At 33.6% G+C, this 23427-nt stretch carries 26 protein-coding genes and 1 pseudogene; 17 read left to right on the top strand and 10 right to left on the bottom strand.

Features of this window, described 5'->3' with window-relative positions; genetic code table 11:
- Positions 1-23: 23 nt before the first annotated feature.
- The 6 genes from OM967_RS05675 (at position 24) to OM967_RS05650 (ending at position 4433) form a co-directional block, all read left to right on the top strand.
- Positions 24-659: an HdaA/DnaA family protein gene (locus OM967_RS05675; protein WP_211907585.1), complete on the top strand. Its 636-nt coding sequence runs from the start codon at positions 24-26 to the stop codon at positions 657-659.
- 211 nt (positions 660-870) lie between these two features.
- Positions 871-1041, top strand: coding sequence for a hypothetical protein (locus tag OM967_RS05670; protein WP_211907586.1), 171 nt, complete (start codon positions 871-873; stop codon positions 1039-1041).
- Positions 1031-2017: a tyrosine-type recombinase/integrase gene (locus OM967_RS05665; protein WP_264337774.1), complete on the top strand. Its 987-nt coding sequence runs from the start codon at positions 1031-1033 to the stop codon at positions 2015-2017. The genes OM967_RS05670 and OM967_RS05665 overlap by 11 nt, the downstream gene beginning before the upstream one ends.
- Before the next feature lie 56 nt (positions 2018-2073).
- Entirely contained in the window at positions 2074-2799 is a 726-nt protein-coding gene (locus OM967_RS05660) for a lysophospholipid acyltransferase family protein (RefSeq protein WP_319606906.1), read from the top strand.
- 43 nt (positions 2800-2842) lie between these two features.
- Complete coding sequence (gene rpsT / locus OM967_RS05655) at positions 2843-3112, top strand: 30S ribosomal protein S20 (RefSeq protein WP_211907588.1); 270 nt, start codon at positions 2843-2845, stop codon at positions 3110-3112.
- Positions 3113-3191: 79 nt separating this feature from the next.
- Entirely contained in the window at positions 3192-4433 is a 1242-nt protein-coding gene (locus OM967_RS05650; protein ID WP_211907589.1) for a citrate synthase, read from the top strand.
- A gap of 44 nt (positions 4434-4477) precedes the next feature.
- Here OM967_RS05650 and OM967_RS05645 read toward each other — a convergent pair whose 3' ends face one another.
- Both OM967_RS05645 and OM967_RS05640 read right to left on the bottom strand, forming a co-directional pair.
- The gene (locus OM967_RS05645; protein ID WP_264337772.1) at positions 4478-5896 is read right to left on the bottom strand and encodes a hypothetical protein; all 1419 of its coding nucleotides are present in this window, start codon (positions 5894-5896) and stop codon (positions 4478-4480) included.
- Between the two features lie 29 nt (positions 5897-5925).
- A complete protein-coding gene (locus OM967_RS05640; protein ID WP_211907591.1) occupies positions 5926-6099 on the bottom strand; it encodes a hypothetical protein in 174 nt (57 codons plus the stop codon).
- A 447-nt stretch (positions 6100-6546) separates the two neighbouring features.
- Here OM967_RS05640 and OM967_RS05635 point away from each other — a divergent pair, with 447 nt between their 5' ends.
- Positions 6547-6840, top strand: coding sequence for a GIY-YIG nuclease family protein (locus tag OM967_RS05635; protein ID WP_250120010.1), 294 nt, complete (start codon positions 6547-6549; stop codon positions 6838-6840).
- A 144-nt stretch (positions 6841-6984) separates the two neighbouring features.
- Here the strand turns inward: OM967_RS05635 and OM967_RS05630 are convergent, their stop codons facing one another.
- From OM967_RS05630 to ruvA, 3 genes are all read right to left on the bottom strand, one after another.
- Positions 6985-8208, bottom strand: a complete 1224-nt coding sequence (locus OM967_RS05630) for a hypothetical protein (RefSeq protein WP_264337771.1) — start codon at positions 8206-8208, stop codon at positions 6985-6987.
- Between the two features lie 260 nt (positions 8209-8468).
- The gene (gene ruvB, locus OM967_RS05625; RefSeq protein ID WP_264337770.1) at positions 8469-9458 is read right to left on the bottom strand and encodes a Holliday junction branch migration DNA helicase RuvB; all 990 of its coding nucleotides are present in this window, start codon (positions 9456-9458) and stop codon (positions 8469-8471) included.
- On the bottom strand, positions 9455-10027 hold the full coding sequence (gene ruvA, locus OM967_RS05620) for a Holliday junction branch migration protein RuvA (protein ID WP_264337769.1): 573 nt from the start codon (positions 10025-10027) through the stop codon (positions 9455-9457). Before ruvA ends, ruvB begins: the two co-directional genes overlap by 4 nt.
- 299 nt (positions 10028-10326) lie before the next feature.
- On the opposite strand from ruvA, the gene OM967_RS05615 reads away from it, so the two are divergent.
- Together OM967_RS05615 and OM967_RS05610 are read left to right on the top strand one after the other, a co-directional pair.
- Entirely contained in the window at positions 10327-10851 is a 525-nt protein-coding gene (locus OM967_RS05615; protein WP_264337768.1) for a c-type cytochrome, read from the top strand.
- A gap of 1 nt (position 10852) precedes the next feature.
- Positions 10853-11608, top strand: coding sequence for an alpha/beta hydrolase (locus tag OM967_RS05610; protein WP_250120012.1), 756 nt, complete (start codon positions 10853-10855; stop codon positions 11606-11608).
- A 42-nt stretch (positions 11609-11650) separates the two neighbouring features.
- Here OM967_RS05610 and OM967_RS05605 read toward each other — a convergent pair whose 3' ends face one another.
- Positions 11651-13564, bottom strand: a complete 1914-nt coding sequence (locus OM967_RS05605; protein ID WP_211907595.1) for an ATP-dependent helicase — start codon at positions 13562-13564, stop codon at positions 11651-11653.
- Positions 13565-13692: 128 nt separating this feature from the next.
- A complete protein-coding gene (locus tag OM967_RS05600) occupies positions 13693-13941 on the bottom strand; it encodes a WD_0964 family protein (protein WP_444875949.1) in 249 nt (82 codons plus the stop codon).
- Positions 13942-14322: 381 nt separating this feature from the next.
- Between OM967_RS05600 and OM967_RS05595 the strand changes: the two genes are divergently transcribed.
- Genes OM967_RS05595 through ccmE form a run of 8 tightly spaced genes read left to right on the top strand, consistent with a single transcriptional unit; the run spans position 14323 to position 21240 of the window.
- Positions 14323-14910 (top strand): NADH-quinone oxidoreductase subunit J, encoded by a 588-nt coding sequence (locus OM967_RS05595; RefSeq protein WP_211907596.1) that lies wholly within the window; start codon positions 14323-14325, stop codon positions 14908-14910.
- Positions 14901-15209: an NADH-quinone oxidoreductase subunit NuoK gene (gene nuoK, locus OM967_RS05590; protein ID WP_211907597.1), complete on the top strand. Its 309-nt coding sequence runs from the start codon at positions 14901-14903 to the stop codon at positions 15207-15209. Before OM967_RS05595 ends, nuoK begins: the two co-directional genes overlap by 10 nt.
- 4 nt (positions 15210-15213) lie before the next feature.
- A complete protein-coding gene (gene nuoL, locus OM967_RS05585; RefSeq protein WP_264337767.1) occupies positions 15214-17061 on the top strand; it encodes an NADH-quinone oxidoreductase subunit L in 1848 nt (615 codons plus the stop codon).
- Between the two features lie 3 nt (positions 17062-17064).
- Positions 17065-18507, top strand: coding sequence for a complex I subunit 4 family protein (locus tag OM967_RS05580; protein ID WP_264337766.1), 1443 nt, complete (start codon positions 17065-17067; stop codon positions 18505-18507).
- Positions 18504-19889: an NADH-quinone oxidoreductase subunit N gene (locus OM967_RS05575; protein WP_264337765.1), complete on the top strand. Its 1386-nt coding sequence runs from the start codon at positions 18504-18506 to the stop codon at positions 19887-19889. The genes OM967_RS05580 and OM967_RS05575 overlap by 4 nt, the downstream gene beginning before the upstream one ends.
- Before the next feature lie 4 nt (positions 19890-19893).
- Positions 19894-20730 carry a biotin--[acetyl-CoA-carboxylase] ligase gene (locus tag OM967_RS05570; RefSeq protein ID WP_211907601.1) on the top strand — a complete coding sequence of 279 codons (837 nt, stop codon included), beginning with the start codon at positions 19894-19896 and terminating at the stop codon, positions 20728-20730.
- Positions 20727-20864: a CcmD-like small membrane protein gene (locus tag OM967_RS08255; protein WP_444875946.1), complete on the top strand. Its 138-nt coding sequence runs from the start codon at positions 20727-20729 to the stop codon at positions 20862-20864. The genes OM967_RS05570 and OM967_RS08255 overlap by 4 nt, the downstream gene beginning before the upstream one ends.
- A complete protein-coding gene (gene ccmE, locus OM967_RS05565) occupies positions 20848-21240 on the top strand; it encodes a cytochrome c maturation protein CcmE (RefSeq protein ID WP_250120016.1) in 393 nt (130 codons plus the stop codon). The genes OM967_RS08255 and ccmE overlap by 17 nt, the downstream gene beginning before the upstream one ends.
- A 110-nt stretch (positions 21241-21350) precedes the next feature.
- Here ccmE and OM967_RS05560 read toward each other — a convergent pair.
- The 3 genes and pseudogenes from OM967_RS05560 to OM967_RS05550 form a co-directional block, all read right to left on the bottom strand.
- Positions 21351-22432: pseudogene (locus tag OM967_RS05560) on the bottom strand (IS481 family transposase).
- 87 nt (positions 22433-22519) lie between these two features.
- Positions 22520-22984, bottom strand: coding sequence for a hypothetical protein (locus OM967_RS05555; protein WP_211907603.1), 465 nt, complete (start codon positions 22982-22984; stop codon positions 22520-22522).
- An 85-nt stretch (positions 22985-23069) separates the two neighbouring features.
- The gene (locus OM967_RS05550) at positions 23070-23423 is read right to left on the bottom strand and encodes a hypothetical protein (protein ID WP_250120167.1); all 354 of its coding nucleotides are present in this window, start codon (positions 23421-23423) and stop codon (positions 23070-23072) included.
- Positions 23424-23427: the final 4 nt, after the last annotated feature.

Raw genomic sequence — 23427 nt, 5'->3', positions numbered from 1 at the left:
AGTAGTAATGTAAGAGGCTTTACGTGCAATTAAATTTATTTAACAATAATCAAGTTGATTATTGTTGGCAAAATTATATCGTCTTAGACGAAAACAAGCACATATATAACTCGATAATTAATGATTTATCTTGGAAATGCTTAATTCTGTTTGGGCCTAAAAACTCTGGGAAAACTCACCTTGCTCATATCTGGCAATCAAAAAACGATGCTATTTTCATTGATGTAAATAATTTTGTAAGCGAAATGAGGTACAGCGATGCGTTTATTTTAGAAGATGTACAAAACATTAAAGATGAGGAAATGTTATTACATTGTTATAATTACATGAAAGAAAATGATAAGAGACTGCTAATTACTTCTTCGATTTTACCGAAAAAGCTTAACTTCAAACTAAAAGATTTAAGCTCGCGAATATTATCAACTATCAGCGTAAAAATTTTACCTGCAAGCGAGGAATTATTAAGAATCATGCTAATAAAACAATTTTCAGATAAACAGTTAAAAATTGATCTAAAGGTAATTGATTATATTCTAGCAAGAATAGAACGTTCTTTCCACAGCATTAATAAAGTTATAGAAAAAATAGATAATGAATCTATAGGATCAAATGTAACCATTCCTTTTATTAACACTTTATTAAAAAAAAGTGCCAATTGATTCCTTTTTTTGTAAAGTATTTATTATATATATTAAAAATTTATTAATACCCATACAATAATGAAGTTGAAATCACTATTTCTTTATGTTAAAACTATAATAAATGCTATGATGTAATAAGAATAAACAGACATAGCTAAGGAATATTTTATACGATAGTAAAACTTACTTTACAGGATGTTTTTTATAGATTTGATGTTATAATTGAAATATGGTAAAAATAAGATCAAATTTAAAAAAAAGGTTAAAACAAAGGTTTGTAGTACTTACTTTATTGATAAATGCTTTGTTTATCTCATATTTTCTTATAAAAAACACAAAAAATACTTTCAATCAAATTGAAGTCAAAGAAATAAATATAGGAGCTGATAATGAAAAATAAACAACTACAAAATAAAAAAGAGAATCTTTACATAACGTATTACATAGATACTTTGGTTTCCGAAAAATCCTCTACACAAAATACTTTGGAAAGTTATCGTTCAGATTTACACCAACTTGAAAAATTTTTATTAGAAGGAGGCACTACCTTAGTTGGTGCAAGTAAAGCTAATATTAAAGATTATGTAAACTTTTTACGTACACAAAAGAAATATAAAACTAGCTCTATATCAAGAAAAATATCTGCTATCAAAAATTTCTATAAGTGCCTATTTAATGATGGAATAATAGACTTTAATCCAGCACCGGCTAATGATAATGAATTAAGAAATCCAAAGGTTTCCCGTCCTTTGCCTAAGCATTTAAGTGTTCAAGAAATATTTTTGCTCATGGAAACAGTAAAAAAATCAGCAAGCGGATCGAATAAAAAGATAAGCAGTAAAAGGCTATGTGCAATTTTAGATATCCTTTACTCTTCCGGGATGCGTATTTCTGAACTAATTAATATGAAGTTATGTGAAGTATCACATTTAGTAAACAGTAACGGTAAAGAAGGCTATATAATAATAAAAGGAAAAAGTGGCAGAGAAAGGCAAATCTTTTTTAATGAGCAAGCATTGCAAAGCCTTAAAGATTATTTATCAATTCGTGACAATCTGCTCCCTAACAACAAAAAATCTGATTGGCTATTCCCAGGTGATAAACCTAATAAACCAATTACAAGGCAAAGAGTTGGTCAATTAATAAAGGAATTAGCAAGAAAGTGCGATATTGATGAAAATAAAATCTCTCCACATGTGATTAGGCATTCTCTTGCTACCCATCTACTGAATAGCGGAGCAAATATTGTGCTGATACAAAAAATTCTTGGCCATACTAATCTTTCTACAACACAAATATATACTCATATTGCTAACGAAAAGTTAAAGGACAAATTAGCTGATTCTCATCCTATTACTCAGATGATCAATAATTAAACTTATTGCTTTTAGTTTTGTAGTAAAGTTAAATTCAAATAAGTTTACGTGTGTTTGTGATTGCAAGTTTATTGTTTAATTTACTCCTTATATTATGGGAAGTATTCTATACTTTAATTACTCTCCCTGTAATTTTCTTTCCTGAGTGTGTAATAACCATTTTCCTTGTTTGCTCGGTGAGAGTTGTATTATTCATGTTGCGTTTATTATGTGGCATTAAATATGAAGTGAGGGGAATGGAAAACATTCCTAAGCAACCTTTTATAATTGCATCTAAACACCAATCTCCATTTGAAACATTTATTTTTATACTACTCTTTAGAAAAGCAGTTTTTATTTTAAAACGTGAATTGAAATGGATTCCATTCATTGGTTTGCATCTCATGGCATTAAAAATGATTTTTATTAACCGCTCAGATGGTATTAGTTCTGTGCGTCATATCATGAAATTAGCAAAAGTGTGTATAAAAGAAAATAGAGGCATAATAATATTTCCTGAAGGTACAAGAACAACTATAAACCAAAATATAAAATATCAATCGGGTATTGCTGCTTTATATAGCGTATTATCTGTTCCTGTGTTACCGATTGCTTTAAACACTGGTTTGTTTTGGCCAAAAAGCATACTTTCTCTGAAAAAGAATCCCGGAAAGGCGGTAATAGAAATATTACCTCCCATATATCCTGGGTTAAACAAAAATGAATTCTTGCAAAGTTTAGAAAAAATCATTGAAGAAAGAAGTAGTAGATTAATTGCAGAAAAAACTGATATTGCAAATTAACAAAAAAACTTTATAATTAAAAGAAAAGTACAGGTATTAATATATGGCAAATCATAAGAGTGCTAAAAAAATGATAAAGGTAATAGCAAAGCGTACTTTAGTAAATAAGATGCGAAAAAGCAAAACTCGTACTGCTATTAGAAGATTAGTTGATATAATCAAGTCTGGTGATAAAGAGAATGTTGTCTTGGCATTTCGGAATGCTGAATCCAATTTACACAAATGTGTAAATAAAGGTGTCATTCATAGGAATACCGCTGCGCGTAAAATAAGTCGCTTAAATGCAAAAGTAAAAGCATTGATGACCGCTTAATACGGTTAATGTAAAGTTAGCTGTATTAATATATACTCTTCAGTTTGTATATTCTGTATAAAATTAAGTAGCTCAAGTGATGGATAAAAAAGCATTATTGGAACTAAGTAATGGGTCAAAAATTGATCTGCCCGTATTAAGTGGAACAGTAGGTCCTGATGTGTTAAATATTAAGGATTTATATAAAAAGACAGGATTATTCACTTACGATCCAGGATTTGTTTCCACAGCTTCATGTTCTTCTTCAATTACATTTATTGATGGAGATGAAGGAGTTCTTAAATATAGGGGACATAATATAGCTGATTTGGCAGAGAATAATAATTTTACTGCTGTGATTTATTTATTGCTCTATGGTGAATTACCCAGTTCAGAGCAACACAAAAAATTTCTTCTCAAAATACAAGAATCATCCAAAGTATCAGAGCAAGTTACAAATGTAATCAAAGCATTTCCAAAAACTGCTCACCCTATGTCGATTTTAGTTGCATGTTTTGCAAATTTGTCAGCGTCTTACCATGAAATGCATGGCAAAAATGTCAATGGTGAAGATTTAGATTTTGGAATTTCTGCAATAGCAAAAGTTCCTGCAATTGTTGCAATGATTTATAGACATATCAACAATCAGGAATTCATAAATGCTAATAATAAATTAAGTTATAGTGAGAATTTCTTAAATATGATATTTGGCAGTGCTGTTAATAATACCCTTTTTGTAAAAGCTCTGGATAAAATATTTACTCTCCATGCTGATCATGAACAGAATGCTTCTACAGCAGCTGTCAGATTGGTAGGGTCAGCTGGTTCTAATCTATTTGTAAGCCTGTCTGCAGGAGTTGCTACACTTTGGGGTCCAGCACACGGTGGAGCTAATGAGGCAGTTATAAATATGCTCAAAGAGATAGAGCAAAGTGGAAGTGTAGATAGATTCATTGAGAAAGCTAAAGATGATAAAGATCCATTTAAGCTAATGGGATTTGGACATCGTGTTTATAAAAACTATGATCCGCGCGCGCTTATATTAAAGGATGCTTGTCATGAGATTTTAAGCAAACTAGAGCAAAACAATGAATTACTTGAAATTGCAAAAAAACTTGAAGAAATAGCTTTAAAGGATGAGTATTTTATTACACGTAAGTTGTATCCAAATGTTGATTTTTATTCAGGTATAATAATGAATGCTATTGGTATCCCTTCAAGTATGTTTACACCCATTTTTGCACTTGCAAGAACCACTGGTTGGGTTGCCCAGTGGTATGAAATGGTAAACGATAAAGAAACCAAGATTTGTAGGCCAAGGCAGCTCTACTTTGGCAAATAAACTTTCATTCACAATTCGTCCTCAAATAGTCTAATTTTCTTTAGCTATAAAATACAACAAATTGATTTTTTACTAGTTGATGTCTGCTTTTTTGCAGAACATTGGTTAGGCTGTGATATAGAAGGTTGGTTAAATTTTGTTTTGGGCTTATTAAAAGAAGATCGTCCTGAAGAAGGGCCAAAGCCACTATCTTTAACCGAAACATCACCCTCACCTTCACCATAGTAGTCGGGCCCAAGGAATTTGCTTGAGTTTCCATTATGTAATTTATCTATAACTGAATTCTTAGGTGAATCAACAAAACCACTATCTGCACTTAGTCCATCCGTCCCTACTTTTTCTTCAGAAGGGGCAAGAGTTTGTGGTTTCATAGCTGGCACACGCGCAGGATCAATGGACAGTTTATAATCCTCATTGATTACAGAGCTCTCTATGATCTTATCCATCACGCAGTAAGCAATGTCTGGGTTAGCAAAATCTATTCCATACACTCCTTTACTGCCCAATAGCGATTTCTGTGAAGTCCGACCTTCAAAGCTATTTAATATATCCATACCAAACATATTATTAACGTGATTCACTTCTTCTCTTGTTAAATATCCCTCCTCATTATTATTACTTACAATAGGAATTAAAACTAAATCTTTGTTACTGCTCAAGTAAGAGTCACGTACAATACGATCAACTGGTATGTTTGCTTTACGAAGCAAATCAACCACTGCAAATTTCAGCATGTCAGTAACTCCAATCTCGCTTTTTGGAGTATCAAAACAACGACATGTCAAGCATATTTCATGCCTTACTATGTCTTTGACGAACTTAAGATCATCAAAAACGCCTTTCTTTAAATATACATAATTCCCCTTCTCTTCTAAAAAACCCTTAGATCTTTTAGGACTATTTTCATAACTTTCCATTCTCGATGAGAATGATTTTACAAAAGAGTCTTTTAATTCTTGATCATCAAAGCCCTTACAGTATAAATAAGATTTTCTGTCAAAGCTCACATCGTATACATTGTTTTCCACATAACCCTGATCAGGATGAGCGTCTATAATACTCTCTATTGTGAATCTTATAAGTTCATTAGCTAGCAAATATTTTAGATTACAAACTACCTCTTTTTCAATTGGCACTGAAAACCTATATCTGCTACTATCTGTAGTCCATTTCCCTTGATTAAAGTTAAAAGGAAAAGAGTCTGTATAAAAAAGATCATTGGCAGCCTCTTCGGCAGCAGCTTTGTCACCCTCATTTTCATTATCTCCACAAAATTTTCTTACTATACTCTCTCTCATATTGCTCAAGTACTCTCTGCCCTGATCAATATTCATATTTTTATCAAATGAGAGAACAACATGATCTTTTTCTATAGTGAGATTAGTAATAGCAGTATTATCAGAAAGAAGAACACTATTAAACGCTTTTACTAATTCTCGATTTATTTTACTTTTATTAGGCATAACGCCACCTCTCTAATTAATCAACATAATTACTTACCACTCCTACTTGTGCCCTGAACACTAGATTGATTTTTCTTTCTTTCCTCTTCACGTCTAATCATGTCTCTAAAATCATCTATTTTCTTTGGATCTATTTTGCTCAGATCAATCTTTACTCTCCCTGAATCAGGTACTTTTTTATTTGGATCATTATTACCATGCATATTAGCCTCCGAATTAAATTATTATGTAATGAGTATATTAAGAATCAACTACTAGCACAAGAAGTTTTTTTACATAAATTTTATTCACCATTTTTATACTCCTGGATTCCAGACTGGGATGACAAGAGAAGAAGTGCTGGAATAACAACTTTTTAAATTAAGTTTTCTGGATTCCAGACTGGAATGACATTAAAGGAGCTACTTGATGATACCAAAGAGGCTACTTGAATGACAAGAGAGGAGGTAATGGAATGACACCGTCTTGAATGGGAGGCAGTGCCAACGATGTGCCATATTGAAATGTTTGTACAGTTGCGACTTAAGTCAATAAGGAAAGGTGTTATTCCATTACCTCCTCTCTTGTCATTCAAGTAGCCTCTTTGGTATCATCAAGTAGCTCCTTTAATGTCATTCCAGTCTGGAATCTAGTAAATTTATTTATTATATATGAAAAGTTATTATATTTATATACTTGCAAGTGAACGCAATGGAAACCTATATACAGGTATAACATCAAATTTGACTAAACGAATTTGGGAACACAAAAGCAAAGCCATCTCTGGTTTCACGTCAAAGTACAATGTTTGTAAACTAGTCTATTTTGAAGAATTTCAAGAGATAAACTTAGCAATTAGTAGAGAAAAACTCCTAAAAAGCTGGCAGAGAAAATGGAAAATAAACTTAATTGAAAAAACAAATCAAGAATGGAAAGATTTATATGATGAAATTGTGTCTGGATAACAGTGTCTGAGTACACAACTGTACGAACATTGCAATATGGCGCATCGTTGGCACTGGCTTCCATTCAAGACGGTGTCATTCCAGCACTTGATGCTGGAATCCAGATAAAAAACCAGTCTGGAATGACAAAAAGAGAGAGAACCTTTACACACCTCTCTCTTTGACTGAAGAAGTATGGTTTTCAACTTTTATGTCCTCAGTTAATCCTCCTGGCAATTCCACAGCAGCATTAGCAGCTTTTTGCTTACTCTTAGCAGAAGACTCTTCTCCTTTACGTTTCTTCCCATTAGCATCCTTCGATGTGTTGTTTCTTTTAACTCTCCTGTGTTCCTTTTGCTGTGGAGCAGGTGGACAGACAGCTAGCTTTGGTTTTTCAGTTTTCTCTTCTTTTGCTTCTTTCTTTTCTTTATTCATTTTTTCCAGTTTTTGTACTTCACTATTTTTGTGACTTATAACAGGTTTAGGTAGAGTGTCTACTAATTTTTCTATAGGCTTTGGTAAAATAGCACGTTCTTGCTTATTCAGAGTGATTGGCATTGGAACTTGAGATGAAAAATTAAATAGGGAAATTGGTGTGATTTCATTCACTTTTGTTTCTATTTCTTGACAAACTTCTTTTGATTCTGTTTTTTCTGCTTTTTTATCTTCCTTTTTCTCGGTTGCATCTTGCTCTACTACTGCTGCTAAATCAACTGCAAAAATTTCTGCAAACATTGCAATGACTGAGCCCACGAGAAAAGTTTGAAGCTTCAATTTTAAATTTTGCAACGCTTGCAAACGTTCGAGTATTGCTATTTCCTCTTCCGGAGATAACCCACCACTGAGTAATTTCTCCTGCAATTCTTTTATCTCTTTGTCTAGCCTTTTATCCCAACTTAAGTCTAAATCTTTTTTGAAGATCTTTTTAACTAATTTCTTAAGCTTATCACGCAAAAACTTAATTATCGAAAGAAGCAGATTTTTCTCTTTCTTCTCCTTGAGCATTTTGTAGACTTTCGGATCTACATTTACTTCAAAAAGATTAAAGAGGGATTCAAAGAAATTTGCGAATACCCCTTGACTATTATCAGTAAAGTAATCCTCACTATCTTGTATCTGTAGCTCTACTTGAGATAATGTTTCATCAATGCAACTCGCAGCCTGACGCTCAAGCTCTATTCTCTTGAGCTCAGCTTTCCTAGCAAGCTCCTCCATGAATCCTTTTAATTCATTGAGCTTCTGCTCTGCAGAGAGATCTTGCTCCCTGATTCGATTAATGAAGATTGAGCTACCGTCCTCTTCGTTGTTATTGATTAAAAAATTTCCCATTGCTTTTTCTCCATTAATTGAATTACTGTTTCTATAATTGTTTAGAAAGCTTTTTACCATTTTATCTTAAGTCTATAAAATACAATAACTCAATCTTACAATATGAAGTATTTAATAAGTATTAATCTTAAAAAATATCAATAACTTATTGATATTTTTACATTCATACTATATACAGCCTAGCATATATTACGTAATTTTTCAAGAACATATTCACTATACTTTCTTATTTGCCTCTAAAACACCTGCAAATCATATAATAAAAGAATATTATAATGTTTAGTGTAATACTATACAATGTTATAAAATATAGTATAATACTAGCATACCACTGAATTAATGCTGAGATATTCCTTTGCTTGATCAGTTAAAACACGTCCTCTTGATGTGCGCTTTACGAAACTGACCTTGATTAAATAAGGTTCTACTGTTTCTTCAATATTGCCAACATCTTCAGATAGTGCAATAGATATGGTGTCAATTCCAACAGGTCCTGAGGTGTTAAACAAAAATCTCAGATAATCCATATCTAATTTATTTAGTCCCATTTTATCTATACCCAATTTTGATAGTGCAGAACCGGCAATTTCACAGGTAATTTTTTTATCATCTTTTACTTCAACAAAATCTCTTATTCTTCTGAGTAATCTCAAAGCAATTCTTGGAGTACCACGGGCGCGGCAGGCAATTTCTTGCACAGCATCCTTTTCGATTTCAGCACAAAGAACTCTTGCACCTCTTTTTATAATATCAACCAGTTCCTCAAAAGAATAAAACTCAAGATGCAGGGGAATACCAAAACGATCCCTCAGCGGTGCAGAAAGCAGTCCAAGCCGTGTTGTTGCCCCAATCAGTGTAAATGGTGGTAAATCTATTCTTAAAGTTCTGGTAGATGGGCCCTCACCTACTAGTATATCTAGGCAAAAATCTTCCATAGCAGTATATAAAACTTCCTCAATGCTACGATTTAATCTATGGATCTCATCGATAAATAGAACATCTTTTGCATTTAAAGTAGTGAGCACTGCAGCTAAGTCCCCAGCTTTACTAAGCAATGGACCAGAAGTTGCACGAAAGCTAACCCTTAACTCCTTAGAGACAATTTGTGCTAAAGTTGTTTTACCAAGCCCTGGAGGACCATAGAGCAATACGTGATCCAAAGCTTCAGCTCTCGTCTGTGCAGCATTTATAAACACTTTTAAATTTTGTATTAAGTCTTTTTGCCCGACAAAATCATCAAGTTGCTCAGGCCTGATATTTAAATTACGTACATCTTCAGAGTATTCCTTACTACATGATATTGACTTCATATTGTTTTAAGCGCCATACGAATAATATCTTTAGTATCCAAGTTTGATGATTCATCTTCTATTTTTTTTATTGTATCATAAGCTTTTGTTCTTTCATATCCAAGATTGATCAAAGCTGAAAGAGCATCTTCACTAATTGAGTGAAAATGATTGTTATTTGTCTCTAATTTACTTACTTTGCCATTCAGCTCAGTAATAATTCGATTTATGAGTTTCAGGCCAAGTCCACTCACCTTAAGTGCTAGTTTATCCTCATTTATAATTGCCAAAAACAGTTGCTCTGGAGTTAATTTGCTCAAAATTGACATTGCGGTTTTATAGCTGACACCGCTCACTTTAACTAATAAACGCAGACACTGCTGTTCTTCTTTACTTATAAAGCCATATAGCTGAGTAACGTTTTCTCTGCTATTTGCATAAGTGTCGATAAGTAATTTTACTCTACTTCCAATCGAACAAGCATTTAAAGTTTTGGCTGAAAGATATACTATGTAGCCAACATCATTTACATTCAGGATTATGTGATCGCTACACACCTCATCAACTATTCCTCTTAGATTTCCTATCATTTCTAGTACTTTATAAAATTCAGTTTAAATGCTCCTGAATCTTAGGTCAAGCAAACGAACATTATAGAAGTGGTTCCAGTTTCAATCATTGCAGACAAGTTTGCAGGAAATCTATTTTAATATGTTATTCCAGATCATTATGTAATTGAACCACAAGTTACTCCGATAGAAATAGAATTGCAGTCTCCTAACTTAGCTAAGTAATAGAAATTTCTATCTTTGGTGAAATAAAGGTAATTGTTTACTGTTTGCGAAAATATTTGCATAATTTAAGTAACATTACTTGATAAGAATTAACTATGGAGCTTAATAAGATTGCAGCATCGATTTTACTTTCTGGATTAATAATTATGATAGTTAGTAATGTAGTTGATATGCTCTACAACCCAAAGGATTATAAAATTGAACACCAAACAATAGTAGCAGCCAGCAATGAGCCTCAACAAAAGATTGAACAAGTGGCACTTGATATTGGAGAGCTCATGCAGAATGCTAGCTTTGAAAAAGGCAAGTCAGCAGCAAAAAAATGTATAGCTTGTCATAGTTTTGAGAAAGGTGGAATGAATAAAGTGGGGCCAAACTTATGGAACGTGGTTGGAAATAAAAAGGCCCATCTTGGCAGCTCATTCAATTACTCAAAAGCACTACTTGAAAAAGGTGGGAAATGGGAGTATGAGGAGTTATTTGCTTTTTTAAAAAATCCAAAAGCCTACATAAAAGGTACACGTATGGCATTTGCAGGCATTTCCAATCCACAAGAGATTGCAGATCTAGTCAGCTATTTGCGTTCGATGAGCGATAGTCCGGTTGCCTTGCCAAAGTAGTATAAATTATTGTAAATTACTCGATGGAAGTAATGGCCATATAGCATATCGAAAGCTACAAGGAAAGAAGGCCTCTATAGTTTTTCTTAGTGGTTTTGCATCCAATATGGATGGAACTAAAGCAACTGCCGTTTACAAATTTTGCCAAGAAAATGATATAGCACTTGTGCTCTTTGATTATTTTGGCCATGGTAATTCAAGTGGTGATTTTGCTGATTATACAATAAGTGATTGGCAAAAAAATTGTGCTAAAGTGATAAGTGAATTAACTAGCAATAAACAAATAATTATAGGTTCAAGTATGGGAGGATGGCTGATGCTGCTCACTGCTCTTCAATTTCCAGAAAAAATTGCAGCATTAATCGGCATATCATCTGCTCCTGACTTCACTGAAGATTTAATATTCAAGCAATTGTCAGACAAGCAAAAAGAAGAGCTAAGCTCTAAAGGTGTAATAGATTTTACTTCGGAGCATTGTGCATACAAAATAACTAAAAATCTGATCGAAGACGGTAGAAAGAATCTTCTTTTAAATAAAAAAACAATAGATGTAAACTGTCCTGTGCGCTTGCTGCATAGCATTAATGATCAAGATGTTCCTTATCAAGTTTCATTAAATTTAGCTAAAAAAATCAAATCAACAGACGTTGAAGTACACTTAATAAAATCAGCAAAACACAACATGTCTGATAATTATTCACTGAAAATTTTATTTAAGACCATCAGAGAATTTTTGTCAGGAGAAATATATAATTGAAGTAATTTAGATGTGTTTGTCGTAAGAACTGCAGTTATAGCTTCAACAGTAGGCACTACTCTTTATCACCTCAACATTTTCTCTTGGCAGTTCTTTAATAAATCGAGAAGTGTGCATTGGTTGCCACTGATTATTAATTTCCCTCCTATCTGCACATGAAATGATTAACCTTTCTTTGGCTCTGGTTATGCCGACATATGCGAGTCTCCTTTCTTCTTCTAAAGCTTTACCACTTTTATCTTCAAAAGATCTTTGATGAGGAAATAATCCTTCTTCCCAACCAGGTAAAAACACACACGGAAATTCAAGCCCTTTAGCCGCATGAAGAGTCATAACATATACAGTGTCATCGCTATTCATATTATCCACTTCCATCACCAAACTAATATGCTCCAAGAAGGTTATAGTGCTGTCAAAATTCTTCAAAGATGAAATGAGCTCTTTAACATTTTCTATTCGCGCTAAACCCGTCACTCCTTCATTCTCAAGCATTTCCATATATCCTGATTGATTTGCTACGATTTTAACAAATTCATGCAGTGGTTTTACGCTTACTATTTCTTCCCAAGCTTTAATTTTATTTAAAAAATCATTTATTGAGAGTTTAATTCTTTCGGTTACTTGATCACTATTAACCAATATTTTTGCTGCCTGAAAAAAAGAAATTTTGTTATCCTGAGCAGTCGTGTATATTTTCTTTAGAGTTGTAGCTCCTATGCTTCTTTTGGGACGATTTACGATCCTTTCAAAAGCGAGATCATCATTATTATTTGTAACAAGTCTCAAATATGCAATTATATCCCTTATTTCTTGACGTTCGTAGAATTTTACGCCACTTATAATCCTATAGGGAATTGAATATTTTATAAAATACTCTTCGAACACTCTAGTTTGAAAAGTCGCTCTTACGAGCACTGCAATGTCACTAAATCTGTATTTATTAAGCTTTAATATCTGTTCGCTTATGAACCTTGCTTCAGCTTTCCCGTCCCATAATTTTATTAGATTTACCTTTTCCCCTTCAATGTTTGTTGTCCACAACTTTTTTTCTAAGCGAGTCTTATTGTGATTGATAACATATGATGCAGTTGCAAGTATGTGGGATGTTGACCTGTAGTTACACTCCAGTTTAACGGTTTTTGCATTTTTAAAATCATCGGAAAATTTCAAAATATTTTCAACTTCTGCACCACGCCAACTGTATATCGATTGATCGTCATCTCCTACACAACAAATATTTGAGTGCTCTTTTGCAAGGTATTTTAGCCAAAGATATTGTATTGCATTTGTATCTTGATATTCATCTACCATGATATATTTAAACTTGTTTTGGTAGTAGGATAGAACCTCGGTCTTTTGATTAAAGAGTTGTATGTTATATAGCAATAAGTCACCAAAATCGACAGAGTTAAGGAATTTTAACCTTTCCTGATACTGGTGATAGACTTTGAGTGCAGTTACGTACACTGGCCTAAATGATTGAACGTCTTCCACTTCGAATGGCAGTAAACACTTCTCTTTCCATTGCTGAATAATATTCATAATGGTCTTACATTTTTCTGATAGGTAATCAGGGCTGATTTCATTCATGATGTTTTTTATTACCTGTAATTGGTCATCCACACCAATAATTGTAAAATTGGAATTTAGCCCCACGACTTCAGCATGATGACGTAGAATTTTTGCTGCAATTGCATGGAAAGTGCCAAGCCATGGTATGTTTGTGCCCGTGAGTTCAAGCACTCTTGATATCATTTCATTTGCTGCTTTGTTCGTGAATGTAACTGCTAATATTTCATCAGAATAAGCGTGACCGTTTCTAATTATGTGCGCTATTCTTGAAGTAATCGTTCTTGTTTTTCCCGTTCCCGCCCCTGCCAGTATCAAAATTGGCCCATTTAAGTTAGTTACAGCTAATTGTTGCTCTGGATTTAACAGTGAGAGATAATCGTTCATTGAAGCCCTATAGACTATAACTCCGTAAAGTTAAACCTATGATCCAAATATTGTAAAGATTTTATTGAATAGAACAGTTTAAAGAATGCTTCACTCAAGTACTACATATTTAAACGTAGGTTTTTTATCTATCTTGTTTTAGTAGCTTCAGGTGTATGTCGAGTAACAACAACTTGATTTGAGGTATTGGCACTAGAGCTTCTGCTTGTTGGGTGGATAGGTGGAGTTTTGAATGGCTTAGGCTTACGATTCAGTTCCTTCATCTCTATTTCCTCAGCTTTAACAGGAAGTTTTTCTGGAACATAGAAGTTATGCATTTCAGGTCGTTCAGTGAGATTTTCATATGTTTCTTTCAACCAAGCTCCGATATCATATATAAACCCATATGCTTTTTCTTTAAATTCTCTCCATGATCTGCCTAAACTGGCTAGTGTATTTTATTGAAGTAAATTGTCACATAATCTCTTGTGGTATATTGATAACTCTCTCTATTTAATTTTTCACTTTGCTTGTCACAAGTTTTGAAGTAACCAAATATGTTATACATTTTGAGCTATGACTAACTATTAACATGCATATATTATACATTAATAAATTAAAATTGTCAAGAGTGTTTGTGTGACTGAGGAAATGCTCTATATAATAATTTAAAATGGAGCTGAAGCTTGTAGTACAATGTTTTTAAACGTTTAATATAATATTGACTTTACGGCAATAATTATTTTAAGTTAGTAACTATTGTTGCAGTTAAAGTATCGATGCCTTTTTTCTTTTGTTTTTTCGCAATTCTTAGCATTTTATCTGCTGTTTGTGTAATTAGCGTAAGGAATCCTGTGCATGCAGTATTATTTTTAATTTTCACCTTCGTTAACTCTGCAGTGCTTTTTATTCTCCTTGGAGCTGAATTCATTGCTATGATGGTGCTGATAGTATACATCGGTGCAGTTGCAGTGTTATTCCTCTTTGTAGTCATGATGCTCGATATCGACTACATAAGATTGCATCAGGGTTTTGCAAAGCATTTCACTCTTGGTGCTATATTATGTGTTGTGTTTTTTCTAATCATCAGCTTTGTAATTCGCAGCTCAGCACCGAATATAAGCAATGTTATAAACTATAATACCAATAACGTGAAAGCTATCGGTAATTTGCTCTACACTGACTACATGTACGCTTTTCATCTTTCTGGTATTCTGCTGCTTTTTGCAATTGTTGGTGCAATTGCTCTTACTTTGCAGGAAAAGAAAAAAGGAGTTAGAAAACAGAACGTGTTAAAGCAATTGACACAATCTTCATCTGTAAAATTGATTAAGGCTAAATTTGGAAAAGGAGTGGAATGGAAATAGGATTAAATCACTTTTTGATAATTGCTGCTGTTTTGTTCACTATTGGAGTGTGTGGTATTTTCATCAACCGTAAGAGCATAATCAACATACTGTTATCAATAGAAATATTATTGCTGGCGATTAACATCAATTTAGTTGCTTTTTCTGCCTTTATGAATGATATAGTTGGGCAAATTTTTGTGATGTTTGTGTTGACTGTTGCAGCAGCAGAGTCAGGAGTTGCGCTTGCAATATTGGTTGTATATTATAGAAACCGTGGGAATATAGATGTTAAACAAGCGAACTTAATGAAAGAATGAAAGTATGATGGATATACTGAAATTAATAGTATTTTTGCCACTCTTTGGTTCGCTATTTGCAGCACTTTTTAGAAAAAGTCAGTTAGTTACAACGGCAGGGATTGGAATGTCTGCAGTTTTATCTTGGTATGTTTTTCTCACCTTCTCTGAAAATTATCACTTGAGTTTATTTCCTCTATTTTCATTAAGTGTATTAAAAGTAAATTGGGCAATTAGTGTGGATGCTCTCTCATCCTTAATGCTTATTGTCATTACCACCGTTTCACTAGTAGTCCACCTCTATTCTATCGGTTATATGGAGCATGAAAAAGGGAAGTCGAGGTTTTTTTCTTACCTATCGCTATTTACGTTTTGCATGATTGTGCTGGTTGTAAGCGATAATTTCGTGCAGCTTTTTTTTGGCTGGGAAGGGGTTGGCCTGTGTTCTTATTTACTCATAGGATTTTGGTTCCAAAAATATTCTGCAAATAATGCAGCAATTAAAGCATTTGTTGTGAATAGGGTAGGAGACTTTGCACTATTGATTGGAATCTTTCTTATTTATTATACATTTCACTCTTTGAATTTTACTGAAGTTTTTGATACAACTGATCTTCTTGGCACGCAGAACATTAGAGCATTCTGCTGTGAATTCAAAGTAACTCATATAATATGCATATTACTTTTTATTGGCTGTATGGGTAAATCTGCACAGCTTGGTTTACATGTTTGGTTGCCAGATGCAATGGAAGGGCCAACCCCTGTTTCTGCACTCATTCACGCAGCAACGATGGTAACAGCAGGTATATTTTTAGTAGCAAAATGTTCTCCATTATTTGAGCTATCAAATGTGGCACGAGAATTAATAGTTATTGTTGGGGCACTTACTGCTTTCTTTGCAGCTACGGTTGCGATTACTCAGAACGATATAAAAAAAATAATTGCTTATTCAACCTGCAGTCAACTTGGTTATATGTTCATGGCATGTGGGCTTTCTGCTTACAATGTTGCTATTTTTCATTTAATGACACACGCTTTTTTTAAAGCTCTACTATTTCTTGGTGCTGGCAATGTGATTCATGCAATGCATCATGAGCAAAACATTCAGAAAATGGGAAATTGCTGGAAGAAAATCCCTTGCACTTATACTCTCATGTGGATTGGATCTCTTGGGCTTTCTGGAATATTTCCATTTGCAGGTTTTTACTCAAAGGATTTGATAATTGAACATGCTTATAGCACGGATAGCTTTGCTTTTGTAATAAGCTTAGTTGTTGCATTCTTCACAGCGTTTTACTCTTGGAGGTTATTGCTTCTTGTGTTCCACAGCCAAAAACAAAGTAAAATTAATATACATGAGGCACCAAAGATTATGCTTATACCATTACTGATACTCGCTTTTGGATCAGTATTTTCTGGAATATGGGGAGCAAATATTTTGAACATAACTAGTAATGCGTTTTGGAAATCAAGTTTAGTGATGATTGATGAGCATAGAGTTCATAATTTCTTTATAAAACTACTGCCAACCTTAGCAAGCCTAAGTGGAATAGCACTTGCGTACCTAATTTACCAATATCAAGTAATTAGGCAAATTAAGAGTAAATTTTTACTTAAGTTTTTGCAGAATAAATGGTACTTTGATGAGGTGTATGAGTTTGTTATAATTGCACCGATAAGGTTTATATCTAGGCTTCTATGGAAGTTTGATGTTAAGGCTATTGATTCATTTGGACCAAATGGTGTTGTAAGGTTGGTTAATGAATGTTCAAAAAGTTCTATAAAGTTACAAACTGGTTATATATTTGATTATGCATTTATTATGTTTGTTACTTTAATAATCGGTGCTTTATATATTATTGGAATTAAATAGAAGGTGTTGTTACTTAGTATATTCTTGCTTCCACTGATAGGAGCGTTGATTTTATCCTCGATCAGGATTAATCATCAATCTATACACTTAAGATTCCTTGCCCTATTTTTTGCTGTACTTCCATTTTTGCTTAGCATTGTAGCTTGTATAGAATTTGATTATAACAATACGGACTTTCAGTTTGTCAGCTATCCAGTAAGAGATATTGGAATAGGGGTGGATGGAATATCGTTGCTTTTCCTTCTGCTTACAACTTTCTTGTTTGTTATTTGTATGCTCTATAATTGCAAAATGAGTTATACGACCCTAAAAGCCTATATGGCATTATTTCTACTGCTTGAGAGTTTTGTAGTCGGTTTTTTCGTTTCACTGAATGCTATAAGCTTTTATGTGTTTTTTGAAGCTGTCTTAATACCAATGTTCTTTATTATTGGCATTTGGGGAGGGAAGCAAAGGATATATGCGACGTTTAAGTTATTTCTTTATACATTAACTGGTTCATTATTATTTCTACTTGGGTTAGTATACATCTATAGTGTTTTTGGAACGTTTAGTATACAAAAATTAGCTACATTAGTGCCAAGCCTTGATCTTGAAGTGCAGTCATTGCTATGGATTGCATTTTTTATTTCTTTTGCAATAAAAGTACCGATGTTTCCATTTCACACTTGGCTTCCTGATGCACATGTGCAATCACCAACTTCTGGGTCTGTGATTTTAGCTGGCTTGCTTATTAAAATGGGGGGATATGGATTTTTAAGGTTTTCTATTCCAATGCTTCCTCAGGCAAGTTTGTATTTTTCAAATTTCGTTGTTGTGCTGAGCATTATTGCGGTGATATATGCTTCTCTAGTTGCGTTTGCTCAAGATGATATAAAGAAGTTAATAGCTTATTCTTCAATAGCACATATGGGGATCGTTACCGCTGGCCTCTTTTCATTTTGTGAGGAAGGAGTACTGGGTAGCATATTTCAAATGATTAGTCATGGCCTTATTTCTGCTGCTTTATTTTTGTGTGTTGGAATGCTATATACTCGAACTGGAACTTTGGAGATTGCAAAGTATTTTGGCATAGTAAACACAATGCCAAAATTTGGTTTTATGTTCATTTTATTTTCAATGGCTTCAATAGGGCTACCTGGAACATCTGGATTCATAGGTGAGTTTTTGGCTATGGTTGGAATGTTTAAGAGCATAGGGTTTTTTACAGGATTTATCGCACTTGGCACTATTTTAAGCGCAGTTTATATGCTGAATTTATGTAAGCAAATAATATGGGGGGTTAGCTATTCTAAATTATTAAATAATCGCTTGGATAGCATAGAATTTTCTGTCTTAATTCTGCTTGCAGTGTTTGTTATTTTGCTTGGATTCTACCCAACCCTTGCACTGAATTATTTGAAGCCATGTATGGCAAATTTGTTAATCAAATATAATGCGCTATGAATTATATACAGATATTGCCGGAAACGTTCTCTATTATCTCCTCGTTAGTGTTGCTACTGCTTGGAATTATATTTAACCGCCGAACTATCAACTTATTAGCACTTGGCTGCACAGTGGTAACTCTGATTATTTTAATTCTTTCGGCAGAAAACAATGAAATTTTTCTCTTTAATTCGTTGTTAAAACTCAATTTATACATCAGGTCAGCCCAAGGGTTAATTCTCAGCACAGGAATTTTAATACTTTTGATGCTGAATTTATCAAAATATGACTATAAATATGAATTTTCAATATTGATTCTTTTTGCGCTATTTGGCATGGTAACTTTGGTTTCAGCAAATAGTCTGATTTCTTTTTATTTAGCTTTTGAGTTGATGAGTATATCTTTGTATGTTCTTGCGAGCTTTAATAAAGATTCAGCTTATTCATGTGAAGCAGGAGTGAAATATTTTACACTTAGTGCACTATCTTCCTGCATTATGCTATATGGAATGTCGCTGCTTTATGGATATACAGGACAAGTCAATTTCTCTGAGCTCGGTTCATTCTTGCAAAACCATCAGATAACTTATGGAATAGTTTTTGGGTTAGTTTTTATCCTTATTGGTTTGTGTTTCAAGCTTGCTATTGCTCCTTTTCATATGTGGGCTCCAGATGTCTATCAAGGTGCACCTACCATAGTAACTGCGTTTTTTTCTACGGCCCCAAAAGCTACACTTGTAACATTTTTAATTCGATTGATGAATGAAGAGTTAGTAAATGTAAAAAGTTATGTTCAGCCTATTTTCTTATACGTTTCAGCATTGTCTGTGCTTATCTCAGCTTTTGGGGCCTTGCATCAGCAAAACTTAAAAAGGCTGTCTGCTTACAGTTCAATTGGTCACATTGGTTTTATATTTGCTTCACTTTCTATTTTTACACAAGCAGGAATAGGTAGTGCCTTAATGTATCTGGTGATATATATCATCACAAGCATAGGGCTATTCTCATATCTCGTACAAATTGACGATGATGATTGCAATATCGCAAACTTGTCTGGTATAGGAAAAAAGCAACCAATTTTAGCATTCCATCTTTCTATACTATTACTCTCGATGTCAGGAATACCTCCACTTGCAGGTTTTATCGCTAAATTTTTTATATTCAAAAGTTTAATAAATTCTGGCTTTATCAGCCTGTCTTTGATCCTTGTAATAGCGAGTGTGATATCATGCTACTATTATTTAAATATCATGAAAGTTATGTATTTTGATAAAGCTAGTGGTAATAAGGTTGCTTATTCTAGGGGTCTATTCATTATCACTTCAGTGGTTTCACTGATCAATCTCGTTCTTTTCTTGTATGTAGAAGATCTTGACTCACTCATTAAACTAAAGGGCTGACAAGGTGATCCTTGAAGGTTTTCGTATTTATCATTACAAAGAAGTTCCAAGTACTAATAAAGAAGCATTGGGTTTAATTGAGAAAGGGATATCTAATGAAACTATTATTATTGCCGATAAACAAGCAGAAGGCAGGGGACGCACTGGAAAAAGCTGGATTTCTCCAGAGGGTAATCTCTATGCAAGTTTGATAATTAACCAAGAAAAGAATGTCAGCAAATTGACAGAATTGACTTTTGTGACTGCTCTTGCTGTTGGAAATACTTTATTATCGTTAAATTTCTTGAATAATCAAACCCACTGCGGTGTCATTCCAGTGCGTGACACTGGAATCCATACTTTCTCTTCTGGATCCCAGTGTCAAAGCACTGGGATGACAAGAGATCAATTCATAAACGATCTCAATCTTCAACATAAATGGCCAAATGACATTCTAATCGATGGCAAGAAAATAAGCGGAATATTGCTTGAAAAAAAATCCAATTCAAATTGGCTCATTATAGGAATTGGAATTAATGTCAATCATGCGCCACTTCCAGGCACAACGTGCATTAGCAATTACGGTGAATCTGTGTCTTACATGGATCTGTTAAAAGAATTAATAATAAACTTTAATAAGTTAAGAAAGCAATGGCTATTTGATGGGTTTTATGCTATAAGAGAAATGTGGTTAAAAAAAGCATTCAAAATGAATGAGCAAATCAGTGTAAAGTTAGCTGACAAATTGTATGAAGGAATTTTTGCTGATATAGATAAAAGTGGTAAATTGGTATTGCAGCAAAAGGATGGAAGCTTAATTTATTTTGATGCAGGTGAGTTATTTATTGGCAGTGCATTATGAATACGTATGTAATTTTTGCTTACCTTATTAGTTTTACGTTGATTACCGGAGAACTGATCCTTACCATTTCTTGCTATACTAAAAGTAAAAAAATTCTAAAAAGCCTGAAAGATAATAATGAAGAAGAAACATAAGCGATTAATTATAACTTTAGGAATTTTCTGCTTTTTAAGCTGCATAGTCTTTTTTATTTTAACAACGCTCAAAGAAAATATCTCATTTTTCTATACAGTAAGTGAAGCCATAGTCTTGCCAAATAATCAAAAGCCAATCCGTGTTGGTGGAATGGTTGTTGAAAATAGCGTGATACGGAGCGAAAGCGAAGTGATTTTTCAAATGACAGATTTTAATAAGAGCATTATGGTGAAATATCAGGGAATACTTCCACCAATGTTTTCAGAAAAAAGTGGTGTTGTTGTGCAAGGTAAAATATTTGATAATAGTACCTTTCTTGCAAATACGGTGTTTGCAAAACATGATGAGAACTATATGCCGAAAGTTTTAAAATAGATTCCCTAATGCAGCTGTATTGAAACGATATGTAGAGAGAGTAACAGCCTGCTAGCAAGCTGTTACTCTCCTAACTTGTAATAGTTTAGACTTGATCTGACAGGCATGAATTATCTGACAGAAGAATTGACAAAGTCAAAACCGATATCAGCATCCTGTTTAATGCTATCAATATTTTTCTGATAAGCAATATGCATACTATCAAAAAAGGTTTGCATAGGCATAGCAATATTTACCTGAATGTGGTCTAGATCTATTGTAAGAATGCACCCAATGGTCTACGTCTAACTGAAGTTCTGCCAAAGAGGTGTAAATTTTCTTTCTAAAGATAATATTGTAACATTCATCTTGCATAGTTCTATGGAACCTTTCACATATGCCATTAGTCTGTGGAGAACGAGCTTTGGTTCGAGAATGATCAATATTTTCTACCCCTAAATATAGCTGGTAAACGTGATTTTCAGGTCTGCCACAATACTCTGTACCACGATCCGTCAAAACACGTAGCAATGATACTTTCTGTTCATCAAAGAACGGTACTACCCTATCATTAAGAAGATCTGCAGCTGTGATAGCAGTCCTTTCTGTGTAAAGCTTAGCAAAAGCAACTCTGGAATAGGTATCAACAAAGGTTTGCTGGTAAATTCGTCCAATACCTTTGATATTACCAACATAATAACTGTCTTGGCTACCTAAGTATCCTGGATGCTCTGTTTCAATTTCTCCATGGGCCTCTTTATTCTTCCTTAGCCTTTTCTAGAGCTGTTATCTGTTCTTCTGTTAAAATGATACCATCCTGAGCTACTTTTGCTTCTAATGCCTTTAACCTCTTTTTAAAATTTTCAAGATCGTTTCTTTGCCACACTGATCTTATTCCACTTGCAGAGATGAGAATTCCTCTCTTTTTCAGTTCGTTTGCTGCTCTTTCTTGTCCGTATGCTGGAAACTCTATTGCTATTTCAACTACTGCTTTTTCTATATCCTCCGACACTCTATTTGCATACAATGGCTTGCTTTTGCTTATCTCGTGTAAAGCCTCTTCTCCTCCTGTTTCATACAGTTCTTTGAAGCGGTAAAATGTATCCCTTGAATATCCCATTACTTTACACGCCTGTGATACATTTCCTAATTGTTTTGCAAGTTCTAGCAATCCCAACTTTGGTTTTAGTATTTTTTCTTGTGTTGTATTCATATCTGACACTCCTTTAAAACTTGTTTATATTTTTATCTTACTTTGTTTGCTTGTCAGATCAAGTCTAAACTATTATACCCCCCCCTACTATAATATATCAGAGTGAGTTGGTGCTTCCCATTCTACGTTATTATGGTCAATTATTGCTGCTTTTAATCCTTCAACTTCTCCCCTTAGGTGATCAAGTTCTTCTGCCCATGTTCTATAGTTTTTATTATTATCAATAAATCCATCCTGTTGAATTAACTCATTCAAATGAGATAAACCTTTGGCCAAGCGTTGGTTTGTATCAAGAGACTCTTTTCGAAGTTGTACTATGTTTTTCATAAGTGAGACATTCAAATTAGAAACAAACTTCTCATTTAAATCGTAGATTAACTTATCCATAACTTGATAGACGTAATGAATTGTTGCAATTTTATCTTCAATGTCCTCAAAGTTTGTGGGCTTAACTTTAACTTCTATATTGTCTATTTCTTCAAAGTTGAAATCGCTCATTTGGTTTATTGCTTCAAAGTTATTTTCGCTTTCTTGTTTACTGTTGTTACTCATATTAGCTCCATAAAATTTTAAAATCAACCCAGTTATATTGAAATGGTATGTACAGCCTGCTAGCAAGCTGTTACTTTTTTACACCTTACAACATGTCATGATAGGGTGGTGCCTCCTCAGGTAACATATTATTTACTTGAGCTGTTAAATCTGCTAGATCTTTTTGTAATCCTTTACTTTTGTTGCCTATAATATCTTGCAAACTTGCAACTTTATCTTGCTCTTCTTTTAACATACTATTCAACCTATTAATAAGTTGTTCATTAATATTATTAGCTAATTCATCAAATACTTTTTTAACAGTATCACCACTAACCGCTTTCTTAAAGTCCTGTATATCCTTACCACTACCTGTCTTAAGTTTAATAAGACCAAGAGCGCTTATAAGTTGTTCTTCATTATTAGCACTTTGTAAAAGGTTTTGCGAGTTCTCACTCATATAA

The sequence above is a fragment of the Wolbachia endosymbiont (group B) of Dolichovespula media genome (assembly GCF_947179505.1).
Classification (GTDB): Bacteria; Pseudomonadota; Alphaproteobacteria; order Rickettsiales; family Anaplasmataceae; genus Wolbachia.
Note: the sequence above shows the minus strand (reverse complement) of the source record. Positions and strands in the feature narration are given on the sequence as shown.